Annotated in this window: 13 protein-coding genes and 1 pseudogene; 8 read left to right on the top strand and 6 right to left on the bottom strand. The window is 70.9% G+C overall.

What is annotated here, in order from left to right; all coding sequences use genetic code 11:
- Positions 1-23 precede the first annotated feature (23 nt).
- Complete coding sequence (locus tag ACZ303_RS02040) at positions 24-404, bottom strand: phage holin family protein (RefSeq protein ID WP_467334090.1); 381 nt, start codon at positions 402-404, stop codon at positions 24-26.
- Positions 405-506: 102 nt separating this feature from the next.
- Between ACZ303_RS02040 and ACZ303_RS02035 the strand changes: the two genes are divergently transcribed.
- The 3 genes from ACZ303_RS02035 (at position 507) to ACZ303_RS02025 (ending at position 1,979) form a co-directional block, all read left to right on the top strand.
- A complete protein-coding gene (locus ACZ303_RS02035; RefSeq protein WP_467334088.1) occupies positions 507-824 on the top strand; it encodes a cupin domain-containing protein in 318 nt (105 codons plus the stop codon).
- Positions 825-972: 148 nt separating this feature from the next.
- A complete protein-coding gene (locus tag ACZ303_RS02030) occupies positions 973-1,191 on the top strand; it encodes a DUF5326 family protein (RefSeq protein ID WP_467334086.1) in 219 nt (72 codons plus the stop codon).
- A gap of 341 nt (positions 1,192-1,532) precedes the next feature.
- The gene (locus ACZ303_RS02025) at positions 1,533-1,979 is read left to right on the top strand and encodes an SsgA family sporulation/cell division regulator (RefSeq protein WP_215079873.1); all 447 of its coding nucleotides are present in this window, start codon (positions 1,533-1,535) and stop codon (positions 1,977-1,979) included.
- A 464-nt stretch (positions 1,980-2,443) separates the two neighbouring features.
- On the opposite strand, the pseudogene ACZ303_RS02020 reads toward ACZ303_RS02025, so the two are convergent.
- Positions 2,444-2,701, bottom strand: a pseudogene (locus ACZ303_RS02020) (flotillin family protein); the annotation flags it as partial.
- 17 nt (positions 2,702-2,718) lie between these two features.
- Positions 2,719-4,041 carry a YibE/F family protein gene (locus ACZ303_RS02015; RefSeq protein ID WP_467334604.1) on the bottom strand — a complete coding sequence of 441 codons (1,323 nt, stop codon included), beginning with the start codon at positions 4,039-4,041 and terminating at the stop codon, positions 2,719-2,721.
- Between the two features lie 185 nt (positions 4,042-4,226).
- Here ACZ303_RS02015 and thiC point away from each other — a divergent pair, with 185 nt between their 5' ends.
- Positions 4,227-5,987 carry a phosphomethylpyrimidine synthase ThiC gene (gene thiC / locus ACZ303_RS02010; protein ID WP_467334081.1) on the top strand — a complete coding sequence of 587 codons (1,761 nt, stop codon included), beginning with the start codon at positions 4,227-4,229 and terminating at the stop codon, positions 5,985-5,987.
- A gap of 96 nt (positions 5,988-6,083) precedes the next feature.
- Here the strand turns inward: thiC and ACZ303_RS02005 are convergent, their stop codons facing one another.
- The 3 genes from ACZ303_RS02005 to ACZ303_RS01995 form a co-directional block, all read right to left on the bottom strand.
- On the bottom strand, positions 6,084-6,971 hold the full coding sequence (locus ACZ303_RS02005; protein ID WP_467334079.1) for a hypothetical protein: 888 nt from the start codon (positions 6,969-6,971) through the stop codon (positions 6,084-6,086).
- Positions 6,972-7,154: 183 nt separating this feature from the next.
- A complete protein-coding gene (locus ACZ303_RS02000; protein ID WP_467334077.1) occupies positions 7,155-8,237 on the bottom strand; it encodes a metallophosphoesterase in 1,083 nt (360 codons plus the stop codon).
- A gap of 276 nt (positions 8,238-8,513) precedes the next feature.
- Positions 8,514-9,611: a LacI family DNA-binding transcriptional regulator gene (locus tag ACZ303_RS01995; RefSeq protein WP_467334075.1), complete on the bottom strand. Its 1,098-nt coding sequence runs from the start codon at positions 9,609-9,611 to the stop codon at positions 8,514-8,516.
- Positions 9,612-9,989: 378 nt separating this feature from the next.
- Between ACZ303_RS01995 and hisC the strand changes: the two genes are divergently transcribed.
- The 4 genes from hisC (at position 9,990) to cydD (ending at position 17,549) form a co-directional block, all read left to right on the top strand.
- Entirely contained in the window at positions 9,990-11,069 is a 1,080-nt protein-coding gene (gene hisC, locus ACZ303_RS01990; protein ID WP_467334073.1) for a histidinol-phosphate transaminase, read from the top strand.
- A gap of 281 nt (positions 11,070-11,350) precedes the next feature.
- Positions 11,351-12,928 (top strand): cytochrome ubiquinol oxidase subunit I, encoded by a 1,578-nt coding sequence (locus tag ACZ303_RS01985; protein ID WP_467334071.1) that lies wholly within the window; start codon positions 11,351-11,353, stop codon positions 12,926-12,928.
- Positions 12,929-12,952: 24 nt separating this feature from the next.
- Positions 12,953-13,960 carry a cytochrome d ubiquinol oxidase subunit II gene (gene cydB / locus ACZ303_RS01980; protein ID WP_467334069.1) on the top strand — a complete coding sequence of 336 codons (1,008 nt, stop codon included), beginning with the start codon at positions 12,953-12,955 and terminating at the stop codon, positions 13,958-13,960.
- A gap of 31 nt (positions 13,961-13,991) precedes the next feature.
- Positions 13,992-17,549 carry a thiol reductant ABC exporter subunit CydD gene (gene cydD, locus ACZ303_RS01975; RefSeq protein WP_467334067.1) on the top strand — a complete coding sequence of 1,186 codons (3,558 nt, stop codon included), beginning with the start codon at positions 13,992-13,994 and terminating at the stop codon, positions 17,547-17,549.
- Positions 17,550-17,584 lie beyond the last annotated feature (35 nt).

Below are 17,584 nucleotides of genomic sequence, written 5' to 3'. Positions count from 1 at the left end.
GTCCGCCTCCGCCGGGGGCCCTGTCAGTCCTGCTCGTCCGGCAGGATCACGTGCATCGCCCACGCCACGATCGAGATGATCACGCCACCGATCAGCGCGTTCCAGAACCCGTCCACATGGAAGGCCAGGTCGAGCCTGCTCGCGATCCAGGAGGTCAGCAACAGCATCAACGCGTTGATCACCAACGTGATGAGGCCGAGCGTGAGGATGAACAGCGGGAACGACAACAACTTGACGACCGGCTTGACGATGAAGTTCACCACGCCGAAGACGAGCGCGACGCCCAGCAGCGTGAGCACCTTACGGACGGTGTTCTCGCCGGACAGGGTGATGCCCTTGAGCAGCCAGATGGCCACGGCCAGGGCCGCCGCGTTGGCGATCGTCTTGACTACGAAATTCTTCATGGTGAGATCGTTGCAGACGGGATCGGCCGACGCGGATCCGCACGGACCGGGGCGGCCGAAGGTGGAGCACCGAGGACCAGGGGTGACGAGGGTGGACGAGCGATGAAGGCTTTCCGGCTGGACGAGCTGGAGGTGGAGCGGGCCGCGAACGACGGCGCGTACCTGCAATTCCTGCGCGAGCGGAACATGTCCGTCGGGCTGTACGCGCTGGACGCGGGCGACACCGACCCGCAGACCCCGCACGCCCAGGACGAGATCTACCTGGTGATGAGCGGGCGGGCGTCGATCACGGTGGACACGGAGACGACGCAGGTCGCGCGGGGGAGCGTGGTGTACGTACCCGCGGGCGTCGCGCACCGCTTCCACCACATCAGCGAGGACCTGAGGGTCCTGGTCGTCTTCTCTCCACCTGAGAGCTGACCTCCCGTCCTCCCGACCCGTAGGGGAACGCTCAGGGGCGGACGGGGGCTCCGGGGCCCCCGTGGGCCCGCCTGTCCGTCCTAGCATCGAGAGCGAGGCCGGAGCAGACCCGCTCCGGGACCACGAAGCGAAAGCAGGGACGAACGACATGGCTGAGAAGGGGATTTTCGGAGGACTCCCGTGGTGGGTGAAGTGGATCGCCGTGCCGGTCCTCGTCCTCGCCGTCTTCGGCGGGCTGATCATGAGCGTGCTCGGCTTCGTCATCGCGCTGGTCTTCAAGGCCCTGCTGCTGGTCGCTCTCATCGGCGGCCTGATCTTCGTCGTCAAGAAGTTCACGTCGTCCTCGTCGTCGAAGGGCGACTGGTAGGCGCGCCGACCGCGACCGCGCGTCCGGTTCCGCCTGCTCCAACCGGTGTACGGGGGACAGCAGTACGTCACCCCGGCGCATCGCCACCACAGCCTTCCTGACCTATGCCCAGGGTCGATGTTGACGGCTTATGGCGATTTCTCTGCCTTGAATCCCGCGGAACGACTCCGCCCCGTAGTCGAGTCGCTACGCTCCAGAGTCATAGAGCTCGTAAGCTCACTCTCGATCTCTATTGGTATCTGAAAAATCACTCCCTGTGATCCACAGATGCTGTCGGACGACAGCGTATATGGGCATAGGGAGCCAATCCCGGCTACAACGACGAATCGGGGCATTGGGCGATGCGCGAAACGGTTCAGGCAGAAGTGATCATGACCTTCCTCGTCTCCGAGGAGCTGTCCTTCCGGATTCCGGTGGGGCTGGACTACGACAGCAGTGATCCCTATGCGGTGAAGTTCACCTTTCACCTGCCCGGGGACGCTCCGGTGACCTGGGCTTTCGCTCGGGAGTTGCTGCTGGACGGGCTCAGCCAGCCGTCGGGCGAGGGCGATGTGCACATCTCCCCCGCCTCCACGGAGCACCTCTCGGACGTGTTCATCCGGCTGCAAGTGGGTGCCGAAGGGGCCCTGTTCCGTGCCGGGGCGGCGCCGCTGGTGGCCTTCCTCGACCGGACGGACCGGATCGCCCCGCTCGGCGAGGAGCGGTCGGTCGCGGACTTCGAGTACGACCTCGCCGCCGCGCTCGACAACATCCTCGCCGGTAACCCGGAGGGGCAGAACGCGGGTTAGCGGCGGCGGGTTCGCCTGCCGGTCGGCTTGCCGCCTGTCCTGTCGCTGTCCTGTCGCCTGTCCGCGACCGCGACTGCGGCTCCTGCCGCCTTCTCGCCGGTCGGCCTGCCGCCTGCTCTGCCGCTGTCCTGCCGCTGTCCTGTCGTCTGTCCCCGACGGCGGCTGCGGGTCCTGCCGCCTTCCCGCCGGCCGGAGCGTCCGCTCCGACGCGAGGCCGTCACCGACGGCGCCGGGCGCCGACAGCGTCGCCGTGCCGGTCGTCCGCCGATCTCCGCCGATCTCCGCCGACCTCGCTGGTCCGCCGATCTCCGCTGTCGTCCGCCGGCCTCCGCCACCTCGACCGGCCTCTGCTCGCCTCGGCCGGTCTCCGCCTTCGGCGGTGCCGTCCGTGCCGGCCGGGCCGTCGTCCCGTGAGGTCGTCCTTTCGCGTTCCTCCCGTTTGGCGCCGCAGCCCCTTCCGGGGCCTACGTGCCGGTCGTCGTGCTCATGCTCGCGAGTAGCCGCCGGGCCGGTCCCAGGCCCGTACCACCGCCCATCGTCAGCGCCTTCGCGAACAGGTCGGACACCCCGTCCGCGCCGTTCAGCGGCACCACGTGATCGACGTTCCCGAAGGCCCCCGCCCCGGCCCGTACGATCTCCGGCCGGTTTTCGGCCAGTTGTCGCGCGACCACCGCATCCTGGTTCTCGGCCAGGGCCAAGGCCCTGGCCTTGATCGCCGACGCCCCCACGATCTCAGCGCTCACTTCGCCCGACGGCGCTTGCCACCCCTCGCCGCCCGGCCCTTCCCCGTACCCGCATTGTGCCGGTCGGCACTGACAACGAGCGCTGCCAGCGCGGTCGTCACCGGAACCGAGGCCACCAGACCGATGCTGCCGACGAGCGTCCGTACGATCTCCTCCGCGACGAGCTCGCTCGTCGCGACCGTCCCCATCCCGCTGTCCGCGATCGAGAAGAGCAGCAGCAGCGGCAGCGACGCGCCCGCGTACGCCAGCACCAGCGTGTTGACCACCGAGGCGATGTGGTCCCGCCCGATGCGCATCGCCGCCCCGTACAGCTTCCGCCAACTCGCTGACGGGTCGGCCTCCTTCAGCTCCCAGACGGCGGACGTCTGCGTCACGGTGACGTCGTCGAGCACGCCCAGCGAGCCGATGATGATGCCGGCGAGCAGCAGGCCCCGGATCTCGATCTCCGGATACAGCCCGTGCACGAGTCCGGTCTGGTCGTCGGTGTCGCCCGTCAGGTGCGCCCACTCGGTGAACAGGGTGCCGAGCAGGCCGATGACGACGAGGGAGGTGAGCGTGCCGACGACCGCCACCGACGTCCGGGCGTTCAGGCCGTGGCACATATAGAGCGCGATCAGCATGATCGCGCTGCCGCCGACCACCGCCACCAGCAGCGGATCCGAACCGTGCAGGATCGCGGGGAGGATGAACAGCGTCAGCACCCCGAAGCTGATCACGAGCGCGATCAGCGCGAAGAGCCCGCGCAGCCGGCCGACGACCACGACCGCCAGGGCGAACAGCCCGGCGAGCACAGCCATGGGCAGGGTGCGGTCCACATCGGTGACCGAGTACTGGAGGTTCTTCGGCGCCTTGGGCGCGTAGGCGAGGACGACCTCCTGACCGACCGAGTAGCGGCGGGAGGCGTTGGGCTGCACGGTCTCGGTGAAGGTGCGGCCCTTGTCGGGGCCCGACGTCACCTCGATCTCGGTCTTCTCGCAGGGCCCCTGCGGCTGCTGCGGTGCGCCGGACTCCTGGGGCTGCTGCTGCGGTGGCGGGGCGCCGGTCCTGGCGCAGTCCTGCTCCTCGATCTTCACCACGCGCCCCGACCGGGTCTGCTGGTCGAGGCCGAGACCGGCGTGCTTGTGCGGGGGCGGGCCGCCGGGCCACATCATGACGAGGCCGGCGAGCACCGCGACGGCGAAGGGGATCAGAACGGCGGCGATCACCTTGCGCAGGTGCGTGGAGACCGGCGAGGGCGGGCCGTGGCTGTGCGCATGGCTGTGGCCATGACTGTGCGGGCGGGCTGGAGGCTGAGGATCCGTGGGGGTCACGCCAGGCATCATCGCAAGCCCCTCTGGCCCTCCGGTCGGGGGAACCGCTAGCGTTGTGTCACCTTTGCAATCGCGGGAGCTCGGAGCACCGGGCTGAGAGGGCGCTGACCTCCGTACGGATCGTTGTACGGAAGCCGCTGCGTCGACCGCCGAACCTGTTACCGGGTAATGCCGGCGTAGGGAGTTCTGGTCTCATGACCTCGCAGGATGCACGCACGTCCGAAACCGGTCAGCCGATCGGCTGGCACAAGGACTACGTGACCGGCTCGCGACCGGACCTCAGGGTCCCGGTGCGGCGGGTGCATCTCACCAACGGGCAGGACGTACGGCTGTACGACACCTCCGGCCCGTACACCGACTCGACCGTGGAGACGGACGTCCGGCGCGGCCTCCAGCCGCTGCGGGAAAACTGGATCATCGGCCGCGGCGACACCGAGGAGTACGCCGGGCGGCCGATGCGCCCGGAGGACGACGGCCTCAAGCACACCTCTCCGCGCGGGGGTCTGAAGAACCTCGACGCGGTCTTCCCGGGCCGCCCGCGCCAGCCCCGCCGGGGCCGGCAGGGCACCGCGGTGACCCAGCTCGCGTACGCCCGCCGCGGTGAGATCACCGAGGAAATGGAGTACGTGGCCCTCCGGGAGAACGTTTCCCCGGAGACCGTCCGCGAGGAGATCGCGGCGGGCCGGGCGGTCCTCCCGGCGAACGTGAACCACCCGGAGATCGAGCCGATGATCATCGGCAAGAAGTTCCTGGTCAAGGTCAACGCCAACATCGGCAACTCCGCCGTCACCTCCTCCATCGAGGAGGAGGTCGAGAAGATGACCTGGGCGACCCGCTGGGGCGCCGACACGGTCATGGACCTCTCCACCGGCCGCAACATCCACACCACGCGCGAGTGGGTGCTGCGCAACTCCCCCGTGCCGATCGGCACCGTGCCGCTCTACCAGGCCCTGGAGAAGGTCGACGGCAGGGCCGAGGAGCTGACCTGGGAGATCTACAAGGACACGGTCATCGAGCAGGCCGAACAGGGCGTCGACTACATGACCGTCCACGCCGGTGTGCTGCTGCGCTACGTCCCGCTGACCGCCCGCCGCAAGACCGGCATCGTCTCGCGCGGCGGTTCGATCATGGCCGCCTGGTGCCTGGCGCACCACAAGGAGTCGTTCCTCTACGAGAACTTCGAGGAGCTCTGCGAGATCCTCGCCTCCTACGACGTCACGTACTCCCTCGGCGACGGGCTGCGCCCCGGCTCGATCGCGGACGCCAATGACGAGGCGCAGTTCGCCGAGTTGAGGACGCTGGGCGAGCTCAACACCATCGCCAAGCGGCACAACGTGCAGACGATGATCGAGGGCCCGGGCCATGTCCCGATGCACAAGATCAAGGAGAACATCGACCTCCAGCAGGAGATCTGCGAGGAGGCGCCGTTCTACACGCTCGGCCCGCTGACGACCGACGTGGCGCCCGCGTACGACCACATCACCTCCGGCATCGGCGCGGCGATGATCGCGTGGTGGGGCACGGCGATGCTCTGCTACGTCACGCCGAAGGAGCACCTGGGCCTGCCGGACCGCGACGACGTCAAGACCGGGGTGATCACGTACAAGATCGCCGCGCATGCGGCGGACCTCGCCAAGGGGCACCCGGGGGCGCAGGAGTGGGACGACGCGCTGTCGGACGCGCGGTTCGAGTTCCGCTGGGAGGACCAGTTCAACCTGGCGCTCGACCCGGAGACGGCGCGGGCCTTCCACGACGAGACGCTGCCCGCGGAGCCGGCGAAGACGGCGCACTTCTGCTCGATGTGCGGGCCGAAGTTCTGTTCGATGAAGATCTCCCAGGACATCCGCCGGGAGCACGGCGGGGACCTGGCCGTGGACCCGGAGGCGGGCATGGCGGAGAAGTCCAAGGAGTTCGCGGCGGCCGGCAACCGGGTCTATCTGCCGATCGCGGACTAGCCGCTCCATCCGCCGACGGAGGATCTGGCCGACGGAGGATCTGAGAGAGGCCCCGGCAGGTGTCGGGGCCTCGCGGAGCTCTCGGTGCGGCCCGGGTCAGTCCGGGCGGTGGTCCGGGCCGCCGTAGTCGGGGCTGGTGAAGTCGGGGCTGCTGTAGCTCGGGCGGGTGCTGGGGGCGGATTCGCTGTCGGGGCTGGAGAAACCCGGGCGGGAGTAACCCAGCTGTGGCGTACGACTCGGGCCGTCGGGCCGGCGCGGTACAAACGAGGGTGGCGACTGGGCCGGGGCGTTGTGGAGCGCCTCGCGGAGGAAGGGCAGCACACCGCGGTGGAGCAGCGCCTGCCGCCATGCCTCCCTGGCCCGCTCGGTCTCCTCGCTCAGACCCACCCCTCGCGCATCACTCCCCTCGCCGACCCCATTGCGCAGGGCCGTCAGCACCATGCCGACCATGGCGACGAACGCCCCGGCGGCGGTGAGGCCGGCGAACCACCAGCCGATGGTGACCATCGGATCGGCGACGGTCGCGTCCGTCCCGACCGTTCGCAGGGCGTATCCGACGGCCAGGAAGAGCAGGGCGGCGATCCCGGCGAGGACCGGGGCGAGCACGGCGAGGACCGCGCCCGCGCCGGCTCCGGCGGAACCCTCGGACTCCTCGTCGGCGGTGGCGGGATCGGCCGTATTGTCAGGGGCGCTTTCGGCGCTGCGCGCGCCTCCGGCGCCAACCGGCTGGGAGCGCGCAGAGGCGGAGAGCGCGCGCAGGGCGCCGCGCGCCCTTACATAGTTCTGGTATTCGGTACTCGCGCATGCCGAGATGGCGGTCGTGGCGCTGAGCGCCATAGTGCGCAGCTGTTCTGCATTGAGCCGCTGTCCTATCGCGGCGGCCAGTTCCGGGTCATGGTCCGCGGTACGCAACGCCTGGTCGAGAACCCGCTCGAATTCCGGGCGGTCCTCGGCCAGCAGGTGCGGAGCGCTGTTCATGTGCATCCCCCGATGCTCCGTAGGGCCTTCTTGCCGGCTTGCACCGGGCAGTGGGCGGAAACGGAGGAGAGCCTGCTACGGATAAGCCCGATGGTAGAGCCGTTCCGGCGCGAGGTGACAGCGTGTTTGCCGAATTACCCCCGCGGCGGTGGAACTCCGTACCTGCCCGGACGCCTACCCGCTGAACCCTCAGCCACTCAGCGGAAGTTGTACCACCAGCAGTTTTCCGGCCATCGTGACCCCTCCGTCCATGGCGAGCGCGAGCCCGTCGGCGTACAGGTGCGGACCGTCGACGGCCGGCGTGCCGCCGTCCTCGCCGTCCGCGTCCTCGGTGCCCACTTCGCCGAGCAGATACGGAATGGGGCTGTGCCCGTGCACCAGGCGGCCGCCGCCGTAGGTCTCCAGCAGCTCGCGGGCGGCCTGTGAGCCCGCCTCGTCGCGGAAGGCGAAGCGCTTGGTGAACTTGCGGAACAGGTCCCAGACCTCGTCGGGGTCGTTGCGCTGGAGGGCCTCGGTCACGGCGTCGTTGACGGCCTCGATGGAGTCGCCGAATTCGAGGTAGGCGGTGGTGTCGGAGTGGACCAGCAGATGCCCGTCCTCCTCCGCCATCGCGTCGAGCCGCGACATCCACTGCAGGTGGTGGTCCTGGAGGCGCTCCATGTCGGTGCGCTGGCCGCCGTTGAGCAGCCATGCCGCCTGGAAGGAGGCGGTGCCGGCGCCGGAGTTGACGGGCGTGTCGGCGAACCGCTTGGCGCCGATGAGCAGCAGCTCGTGGTTGCCCATGAGCGCCTTGCAGTAGCCGCCGGCGGCCGCGGCCTCGGCGGACAGCCGCATGACGAGGTCGATCACGCCCACGCCGTCCGGGCCGCGGTCGGTGAAGTCGCCGAGGAACCACAGGCGGGTGTTGCCCGCGCACCAGCTGCCGTTCTCGTCGATGAGCCCCTGGGCGGCGAGCGCGGCGTGCAGCTCGTCCAGATAGCCGTGGACGTCGCCGACGACGTAGAGCGGGCCGGGACCGGCGGGCGCCGCCGGGGAGCGGTGCTCGGGGAGGGGCGTCAGGGCGACCGTGGGCACGTCGTCGGGGACGGCCTGGCCGATGACCGGCAGGTCGCGCGCGGTCGGGGTGTAGCCCTCCGGGGCGTCCAGGGGCGGCTGCACGGGCGGCGCCGACTGGGCGTACGCGGGCATGGGCGGAGGAGCGGCGTACCCGGGGAAGGGCGGGGTCGCCGCCGTGTGCCGTGCCGCGGGTCCTTGACCGGCCCCCTGAGTCATCGACCCCTCCACCATCGCGCCGCCGTGCACCTTGTGGACCTTGCCTGGTCGACGGCGGTCCGTGGTGTCGTGCGCCCATCATAGGAATGACCGTCGCGCCTTGTGACGCACCAGGGGCCGTGAATCGGGGCGGGCGGGCGCACGGGACGGTTTTTTCTCCCCAATTGAGTCATTCGCCCCCAGGTCTCGCGCCCCGCGCGCCCTCCCCTCGGCCGGGTGAAGTCGCGACGGTGCGGAACGGCACGTTGACCCGGGGCGGGCCGCGGCGGCCGTTCCTCAGCCCGTCGGGCCCCGGGGCGGGCTGACGGTGGTGCGGGGCGGGCGGCGCTGCGAGGAGGTCCGGACGATGAGTTCGGTCGGTATGACCTGCTCGACCGGGCGCCCGGTGTCGAGCCCCTCGATGGCGTCGATGAGGAGCTGGACGACCGCGGTGCCGATGCGCCGCGGCTTGAGGGACAGGGTGGTGATGGGCGGCTCGGTGGTGGCGTAGACCGTGGACTCGCTGCAGCACACGAGCAGCAGGTCGTCGGGGACGCGCAGGCCGTAGCGGCGGGCCGCGGCGAGCAGGTCCGTGCCGTTGGGGTCGAACAGCCCGTACACGGCGTCGGGCCGGTCGGGGCGGGCGAGCAGCCGGTCGGCGGCCACGGCGCCCGCGCACGGGTCGTGCGCGGGGTACTTCTCGTAGACCGGCTCCTGGCCCACCCGTTCGCACCAGCGCAGGTAGGCGTGGGTGGAGAGCCGGGTGTACGTGTCGGTGGTGGTGCCGGTGAGCAGGCCGATGCGGCGGGCGCCGGCCGCGGCGAGGTGGTCGAGGATGCCGAGCACGGCGGCCTCGTGGTCGTTGTCCACCCAGGCGGTGACCGGCAGGGTGCCGGCGGGGCGGCCGTCGGAGACGACCGGGATGCCCTGGCGGACCAGGTCGGAGACGACCGGATCGTGATCGGAGGGGTCCACGACGACGGTGCCGTCGAGGGCGACGTTGGACCACACGTCATGGCGTGAGGTGGCGGGCAGGATGACCAGGGCGTAGCCCCGGGCCAGGGCGGCCGACGTGGCGGCCCTGGCCATCTCGGCGAAGTAGGCGAACTCGGTGAAGGTGAAAGGTTCATCCCCGTACGTGGTCACGGTCAGGCCGATGAGACCGGACTTGCCCGTGCGGAGCGTGCGGGCCGCGGCGGACGGGCGGTAGCCCAGCCTGTCGGCGACCTCGCGGACATGGCGGCGGGTCGCGTCCGGTAGCCGGCCCTTGCCGTTGAGCGCGTCGGAGACGGTCGTGATCGAAACCCCGGCGGCGGCGGCCACGTCCCGGATGCCCGCCCGTCCCAGCCGGCGGCCGGTCGACCGGCTCACCTGATGCTTCCCTGCTGCTGTCATGGCGAGCCGATAGTAGGGCTCGGGTGGTCCGTTGGCAGGGCGCCGCTTTTGACTGTTGACAGGCACGTTTCTGCATGCGCAATTCCGCCCAATGACCATGGAAACGCAGAGACTTGCAGGGATTTACGGTGAACCGTTGGCCTCTGGCATATCCGCGCGTCGTGAATGGCCCAGGTCTCGAAGAGGTCTCAACTCACCTTCATGGGGGATGCGCGCCACGGCGCTCGCCACCGGCGCGCGTGACTTTGAAGAGCGCTCCCCCTGCTCTGGACGCCGCCCGGGGGAATCCTCTTAAGGTGTGCAGTATTCATGTCCGCTATTTCGTGTGCGGTGTGTCCGTGCGGTCCCGAGCGCACGGGATGTCGAGGAGGACCTGCGGTGACCGAGAAGACCCCGAAGCTGCGCCCCGCCCTGGACGGCGTGCCGTCCTACAAGCCGGGCAAGCCCGCCGCCGCCGATGGCCCCGTGGCGTACAAGCTGTCCTCCAACGAGAACCCCTACCCGCCGCTGCCCGGCGTGCTGGACAAGGCCGTCGCGGCGGCCGGCTCGATCAACCGCTACCCCGACATGGCGTGCACCGGCCTGATGGCCGAGCTGGCCGAGCGCTTCTCCGTGCCGCTCTCGCACCTCGCCACCGGCACCGGCTCGGTGGGCGTCGCGCAGCAGCTGGTCCAGGCCACCTCGGGCCCCGGCGACGAGGTGATCTACGCCTGGCGCTCCTTCGAGGCGTACCCGATCATCACCCAGGTCTCCGGCGCCACGCCGGTGCAGGTCCCGCTGACGTCGGACGAGGTCCACGACCTGGAGGCGATGCTGGCGGCGGTCACCGAGCGGACCCGGCTGATCTTCGTCTGCAACCCCAACAACCCCACGGGCACCGTGGTGCGCCGGGCCGAGCTGGAGTCCTTCCTGGACCGGGTGCCCTCGGACGTGCTGGTGGTGCTGGACGAGGCGTACATCGAGTTCGTACGGGACGCAGACGTCCCCGACGGGCTGGACCTCTACCGCGACCGGCCGAACGTCTGCGTGCTGCGCACCTTCTCCAAGGCGTACGGGCTGGCCGGGCTGCGGGTCGGCTTCGCGGTCGCCCATGAGCCGGTGGCGGCGGCGCTGCGCAAGACGGCCGTGCCGTTCGGCGTCAGCCACATCGCCCAGGAGGCGGCGGTGGCCTCGCTGCGCAGCGAGGACGCGTTGCGCGAGCGGGTGGCGGCGCTGGTGGAGGAGCGGGCGCGGGTGGTCGAGGCGCTGACGGGCCAGGGCTGGACGGTGCCGGAGACGCAGGCCAACTTCGTCTGGCTGCGGCTGGGGGAGCGGACGGTGGACTTCGCGGCGGCGTGCGAGCGGGCGGGTGTGGTCGTACGGCCGTTCCCGGGCGAGGGCATCCGCGCGACGATCGGGGAGACGGCCGCCAACGACCTCTTCCTGCGGGTGGCGGAGGAGTTCCGCAAGGAGATCTGACGCTCGGGGCCTGATCGCCCGACCGCCCCCCAGAACGCCGTGTGTCCCCGCCGGGGATGCGCGGCGTTCGTGCGTCCACGGCGCGTGGCGGCGCGCGGCCGGTCCGCTAGGGCCGAAGGGGGTACCCCCATGAACTTGTCCGAAAGGCTGTGCGCCATAATGGCTTGTGAATGTGAACGCGTTCACAAGCGCTCCTTATTGCCCCGCTTTACCTGGGGCATACACGGGCAAAACATCGGCGGCCTGTGCCGCCGGTGACGCGAGAGGCAAGGAGAGACCGCGTGAATCTGGCTCTGGCTCCGGAGACGCTGGCCCGCTGGCAGTTCGGCATCACCACCGTCTACCACTTCCTCTTCGTCCCCCTCACGATCAGCCTCGCGGCGATCACGGCCGGTCTGGAGACCGCCTGGGTCCGCACCGGCAAGGACAAGTACTTCCACGCGACCAAGTTCTGGGGAAAGCTCTTCCTCATCAACATCGCGATGGGCGTGGTCACCGGCATCGTGCAGGAGTTCCAGTTCGGCATGAACTGGTCGGACTACTCGCGGTTCGTCGGTGACGTCTTCGGCGCCCCGCTCGCCATGGAGGCCCTGCTGGCCTTCTTCTTCGAGTCGACCTTCATCGGTCTGTGGATCTTCGGCTGGGACAAGCTGCCGAAGAAGATCCACTGCGCGTGCATCTGGATCGTCTCGATCGGCACCGTGCTCTCCTCGTACTTCATCCTGGCCGCGAACTCCTGGATGCAGCACCCGGTGGGCTACGCCATCGACCAGGCGACCGGCAAGGCCCGGCTCACCGACATCTGGGCCGTCCTGACCCAGAACACCACTCTCGTCGTCGTCTTCCACACCCTCACCGCCGCCTTTCTCACCGGTGGCGCCTTCATCGTCGGCATCGCCTCCTTCCACCTGTGGCGCGCCAAGCGCAAGCAGCTGCGCGGCGAGGAGCTCGGCGAGAAGCAGCGCACCCAGATCGGCGCGATGCGGGCCTCGCTGCGGGTCGGGCTGGTCGTCGCGGTCATCGCCGGGCTGGGCACCGCCCTCAGCGGCGACAGCCTCGGCAAGGTGATGTTCGAGCAGCAGCCGATGAAGATGGCCGCCGCCGAGGCGCTGTGGGAGACCAAGGCGCCGGCGCCCTTCTCGGTCTTCGCCGTCGGCGATGTCTCCAAGGGCCACAACAGCGTGGAGATAGAGATCCCCGGCGTTCTCTCCTTCCTCGCGCACAACAACTTCTCCGAGGCCGTCCCCGGCATCAACGACGTCGCGGCGCAGGAGGCCGCGCGGTACGGCGGCGAGCCGGAGGACTACATCCCCAGCATCTTCATGACCTTCTGGGGCTTCCGGCTCATGATCGGCTTCGGGATGACGTCCTTCGTCGCCGCGCTCATCGGGCTGTGGACCACCCGCAAGAAGTTCTGGCTCGCGCCCGAGTTCCGCACGGGCGATCACGAGGTGCCGAGGCTGATGCTGACGCGCACCCGTGAGATGAGCCCCTTCTTCACCGCCTGGTCCTGGCGGATCGGCGTCCTGACCATGGGCTTCCCGCTGATCGCCAACTCCTTCGGCTGGATCTTCACCGAGATGGGCCGCCAGCCCTGGGCCGTCTACGGGCTGATGAAGACCGGCAGCGGGGTGTCGCCGGGCGTCGGCCAGGGCGAGGTCCTCACCTCCATGGCCGTCTTCACCCTGCTCTACGGCGTGCTCGCGGTGGTCGAGGTGAAGCTGCTGGTGAAGTACGCCAAGGCCGGCCCGGACACCGACGAGAAGCCGCCCACGAAGGACCCCAGGCTGCGGCTGCCCAAGGGCGGTGCCGGTGAGCACCCCGAGGACGCCGACAAGCCGCTGACCTTCGCGTACTGACGCGGCGGAACGGAGACACCGACCATGCCACTGCACGACTTCTGGTTCCTGCTGATCGCCGTCCTGTGGACCGGCTACTTCTTCCTCGAAGGCTTCGACTTCGGCATAGGCGTCCTCACCAAGCTCCTGGCCAGGGACCGCGCCGAGCGGCGGGTCCTGATCAACACGATCGGGCCCGTCTGGGACGGCAACGAGGTCTGGCTGATCACCGCCGCCGGTGCCACCTTCGCGGCCTTCCCCGACTGGTACGCGACCCTCTTCAGCGGCTTCTACCTGCCCTTCCTCGCGATCCTGGTCTGCCTGATCGTGCGCGGCGTCGCCTTCGAATACCGCCACAAGCGCGCCGGGGAGCGCTGGCAGCGCAACTGGGAGCACGCCATCTTCTGGTGCTCACTGCTGCCCGCCTTCCTGTGGGGCGTCGCCTTCGCCAACATCGTGCGGGGCGTGCCGATCGGCCCGGACAAGAACTTCAGCGGGGACGTCCTCGACCTGCTGAGCCCGTACGCCCTCCTCGGCGGCCTCCTCACGCTCGTGCTCTTCACCTTCCACGGCGCGGTCTTCGCCGCCCTCAAGACGGTCGGTGACATCCGCGGCCGGGCGCGGTCCTACGCCACGATCCTCGGCATGACCTCGGGTGTGCTCGCCGTGGCGTTCCTCGGCTGGACCCAGGTCGAGTCGGGCAACGGGCGCAGCCTGGCCGCGCTGGTCGTCGCCGTGGTCGCCCTGATGGCGGCGCTGGTGATGAACCACTACGGGCGTGAGGGCTGGGCATTCGGACTGTCCGGTGTGACCGTCGCGGCCGCGTTCGCGCTGGTCTTCCTCGCGCTGTTCCCGGACGTCATGCCCTCCTCGGTCAACCCGGCGTGGAGCCTGACCGTCGCCGACTCCGCCTCCAGCCCGTACACATTGAAGATCATGACGTGGGTCGCGATACCCATGACGCCCGTGATCATCGCCTACCAGGCATGGACCTACTGGGTGTTCCGCAAGCGGATCGGCACCCAGCACATCCCGGCACCCACCGGCCACTGAGGCCGCGCAGGTCAGTGAGGACGGAACGCGCATGAAGCCCGTCGACCCCCGACTGCTCAGGTACGCCTCCGCGACCCGATTCTTCCTGGTCGCCTCCGTCGTGCTCGGGCTGGCGGGGGCCGGCCTGGTCATCGCCCAGGCGATGCTGATCGCCGAGGTGGTGACCGGCGCCTTCCAGCACGGCCGCACCGCCGGTGACCTGTGCACCCCGCTGGCGCTGCTGGCCGCCGTCGCCGTCGGCCGGGCAGCGGTGTCCTGGCTCACCGAGCTGGCCGCCCACCGCGCGAGCGCGGCCGTGAAGTCCGAGCTGCGCGACCGGCTGCTGACGCGTGCCACACGGCTCGGGCCCGGCTGGCTCGACGCGCACCGGACGGGCGAACTCACCACCCTCGCCACGCGCGGGATCGACGCGCTGGACGACTACTTCGCCCGCTATCTGCCCCAGCTGGGCCTCGCGGTCGTGGTGCCCGTCGCCGTGCTCGCCCGTATCGTCACCGCGGACTGGATCTCCGCGCTCGTCATCGTCCTCACGCTGCCGCTCATCCCCCTCTTCATGGTCCTCATCGGCTGGGCCACCCAGTCCCGGATGGACAAGCAGTGGCGGCTGCTGTCCCGGCTGTCCGGGCACTTCCTCGACGTCGTCGCCGGGCTGCCCACGCTCAAGGTCTTCGGACGCGCCAAGGCGCAGGCCGAGTCGATCCGCGCGATCACCGCCGACTACCGGCGGGCCACGCTGCGGACGTTGCGCGTCGCCTTCCTCTCCTCCTTCGCGCTGGAACTGCTGGCCACGCTCTCGGTGGCCTTGGTCGCGGTCGGCGTCGGCATGCGGCTCGTGCACGGCGAACTCGACCTGCGCACGGGCCTGATGGTGCTGGTCCTGGCCCCCGAGGCGTATCTGCCGCTGCGGCAGGTCGGCGCGCAGTACCACGCGGCGGCCGAGGGGCTGGCGGCCGCCGACGACGTCTTCGCGGTCCTGGAGACCGAGCCCGCGCCCGCCGGGACCCGGCCGGCCCCCGACGCGCGGGGTGCGGCCCTGACCGTCGACCGGCTGGTCGTACGACACGCGGGGCGGGCCGAACCCGCCCTGCCGGAGACCTCGTTCGAGGTGCGGCCCGGGGAGACGGTCGCGCTCGTGGGCCCCAGCGGCGCGGGCAAGTCGACCCTGCTGGACGTGCTGCTCGGCTTCGCGCGCCCCACGGGCGGGCGGGTGCTCGTAGGCGGTACGGATCTGTCATCGCTCTCCCCCGAAAGCTGGCGGGACCAGGTGGCCTGGGTCCCGCAACGACCCCGTCTGCTCGCCGGGACGGTCGCCGAGAACGTACGACTGGCCCGGCCGGACGCCACGGACGCGCAGGTGCGGGAAGCACTGCGTGCGGCCGGTGCGCTCGACTTCGTCTCCATGCTGCACCACGGCACTGACACCCGCCTCGGCGAGGACGGCGCCGGGCTCTCCGCCGGGCAGCGCCAACGCCTGGCGCTCGCCCGCGCGTTCCTCGCCGACCGGCCCGTCCTCCTGCTCGACGAACCGACCGCGAACCTCGACGGCGAGACCGAGGCCGCGGTGGTGGAGGCGGTACGACGGCTCGCGGTGGGCCGCACGGTGCTGCTGGTCGTCCACCGGCCGGCGCTGCTGGCGGTCGCGGACCGGGTGGTGCGGTTGCCCTGGCCGGCGGGGGACGGGGGGCCGGGCTGTGGTCGGGCGGCGGTCGGGGCGGGTGCGGGTGCGGCCTCGGGCGCGTACGCCGCGTTCGACGCCGCCACCGAGGCCATCACCGACGCCACCGGCGACGTCGCCCCCGACGCGGCGCGCGAAAGCGCCGCGCGCGCCCCCGCCTTGGGCCGGGTCCGCGCCGCCGGTCGCCCCTGGTGGGGGCGGTTCGGGCTGGCGCTCCTCCTCGGGAGTCTCGCGCTCGGGAGTGCCGTGGGGCTGCTCGGCGTTTCCGGCTGGCTCATCTCGCGCGCCTCGCAGCAGCCCCCCGTGCTGTATCTGATGGTCGCCGTCACCGCGACCCGCGCGTTCGGCATCGGGCGCGCCGTGTTCCGCTACGCCGAGCGCCTGGTCTCCCACGACGCGGTGCTGCGCGCCCTGGCGGGGCTGCGGGTCGCCGTCTACCGGCGACTGGAGCGGCTGGCGCCGGCCGGGCTGCGGGACACGCGCCGGGGGGACCTGCTCTCCCGGCTGGTCGCGGATGTGGACGCCCTTCAGGACTACTTCCTGCGCTGGCTGCTGCCGGTCGGGTCGGCCGTGGTCGTCAGCGCCGCCTCGGTGGGTTTCACCGCGTGGCTGCTGCCGGAAGCGGGACTGGTGTCGGCTTTGGGGCTGTTGATCGCAGGTGTGGCCGTGCCCGCGCTCTCGGGCGCGGTCGCCCGGCGCGCGGAACGCCAGTTGGCGCCCGCGCGCGGCGAGTTGTCGGCGCAGGTGGTCGATCTGCTGGCGGGTACGGCCGAGCTGACCGTCGCGGGCGCCCTGCCGGCCCGTCTGGAGCGCGCACGCCGCGCCGACGGCGCGCTCACCGGTATCGCGCGCCGGGGATCGGCCGCCACGGCGCTCGGTTCCGGTCTGGGCGCCCTCGCCTGTGGGCTGACCGTGGCGGCCGCCGCCTGGGCGGGGGTGGCCGCCGTGCGCGACGGGCGCCTCGACGGGCTGTGGCTGGCCGTGGTCGTGCTGACACCGCTGGCCGCCTTCGAGGCCGTGGCCGGGCTGCCGCTCGCGGTGCAGTACCGGCAGCGTGTGCGGCGCTCCGCGGAGCGGGTACACGAGGTGCTGGACGCGCCCGTGCCCGTGACGGAGGGAACGGCCGACGCGCCGCCGGCACCGTTCCCGGTGCGCCTGACCGGTGTGACGGCGCGATATCCGGGGCAGCCCGTACCGGCCCTGGAGGACTTCGCGCTGGAGCTGGTCGCGGGCCGCCGGGTGGCGGTCGTGGGGCAGTCCGGGGCGGGCAAGACGACGCTGGCGCAGGTGCTGCTGCGCTTCCTGGACGCCGAATCCGGTACGTACACCCTCGCCGGTGAGGACACCGCGCCCATGGCGGGTGACGCGGTGCGGCGGCTGATGGGGCTGTGCGCGCAGGACGCGCACATCTTCGACAGCTCCCTGCGCGAGAACCTCCGGCTCGCCCGCCCGGACGCGAGCGACGACCGGCTGTGCGCCGCGCTGCGGTCCGCGCGGCTGCTGGAGTGGGTGCGGGGGCTGCCGGAGGGGCTCGACACGCTCGTGGGGGAGCACGGGGCGCGGATGTCCGGCGGGCAGCGGCAGCGGCTCGCGCTCGCCCGCGCGCTGCTCGCGGACTTCCCCGTGCTGGTCCTGGACGAGCCCGCCGAGCACCTCGACCTGCCGACCGCCGACGCGCTGACCGCCGATCTGCTGGCCGCCACCGAGGGCCGCACGACCGTGCTGATCACGCACCGCCTGGCCGGCCTGGAAGCGGTCGACGAGGTGATCGTGCTGGAGGGGGGCCGGGCGGTGCAGCGGGGCGCCTACGGCGAGCTGGCGGCGGCCGAGGGGCCGTTCCGGCGGATGCTGGAGCGCGAAGAGGCGACGGATACCGCGGACGGCCGCCTTTCCCTGACAAATGGTGCTTATTAGGCTCTGAGGTATGGCAGCCACGGCAGAACCCTCCG

The organism is Streptomyces sp. NPDC023527 (assembly GCF_055560115.1).
The sequence above is the reverse complement of the archived record's forward strand: the minus strand, read 5'-3'. Positions and strand labels throughout refer to the sequence as shown.

Bases quoted from the DNA above. Each gene is read 5' to 3' on its own strand.
- ACZ303_RS02040 (WP_467334090.1), bottom strand. From the start codon at position 404: ATGAAGAATTTCGTAGTCAAGACGATCGCCAACGCGGCGGCCCTGGCC.
- ACZ303_RS02035 (WP_467334088.1), top strand. From the start codon at position 507: ATGAAGGCTTTCCGGCTGGACGAGCTGGAGGTGGAGCGGGCCGCGAAC.
- ACZ303_RS02030 (WP_467334086.1), top strand. From the start codon at position 973: ATGGCTGAGAAGGGGATTTTCGGAGGACTCCCGTGGTGGGTGAAGTGG.
- ACZ303_RS02025 (WP_215079873.1), top strand. From the start codon at position 1,533: ATGCGCGAAACGGTTCAGGCAGAAGTGATCATGACCTTCCTCGTCTCC.
- ACZ303_RS02015 (WP_467334604.1), bottom strand. From the start codon at position 4,041: ATGCCTGGCGTGACCCCCACGGATCCTCAGCCTCCAGCCCGCCCGCAC.
- thiC (WP_467334081.1), top strand. From the start codon at position 4,227: ATGACCTCGCAGGATGCACGCACGTCCGAAACCGGTCAGCCGATCGGC.
- ACZ303_RS02005 (WP_467334079.1), bottom strand. From the start codon at position 6,971: ATGCACATGAACAGCGCTCCGCACCTGCTGGCCGAGGACCGCCCGGAA.
- ACZ303_RS02000 (WP_467334077.1), bottom strand. From the start codon at position 8,237: ATGACTCAGGGGGCCGGTCAAGGACCCGCGGCACGGCACACGGCGGCG.
- ACZ303_RS01995 (WP_467334075.1), bottom strand. From the start codon at position 9,611: ATGACAGCAGCAGGGAAGCATCAGGTGAGCCGGTCGACCGGCCGCCGG.
- cydB (WP_467334069.1), top strand. From the start codon at position 12,953: ATGCCACTGCACGACTTCTGGTTCCTGCTGATCGCCGTCCTGTGGACC.
- cydD (WP_467334067.1), top strand. From the start codon at position 13,992: ATGAAGCCCGTCGACCCCCGACTGCTCAGGTACGCCTCCGCGACCCGA.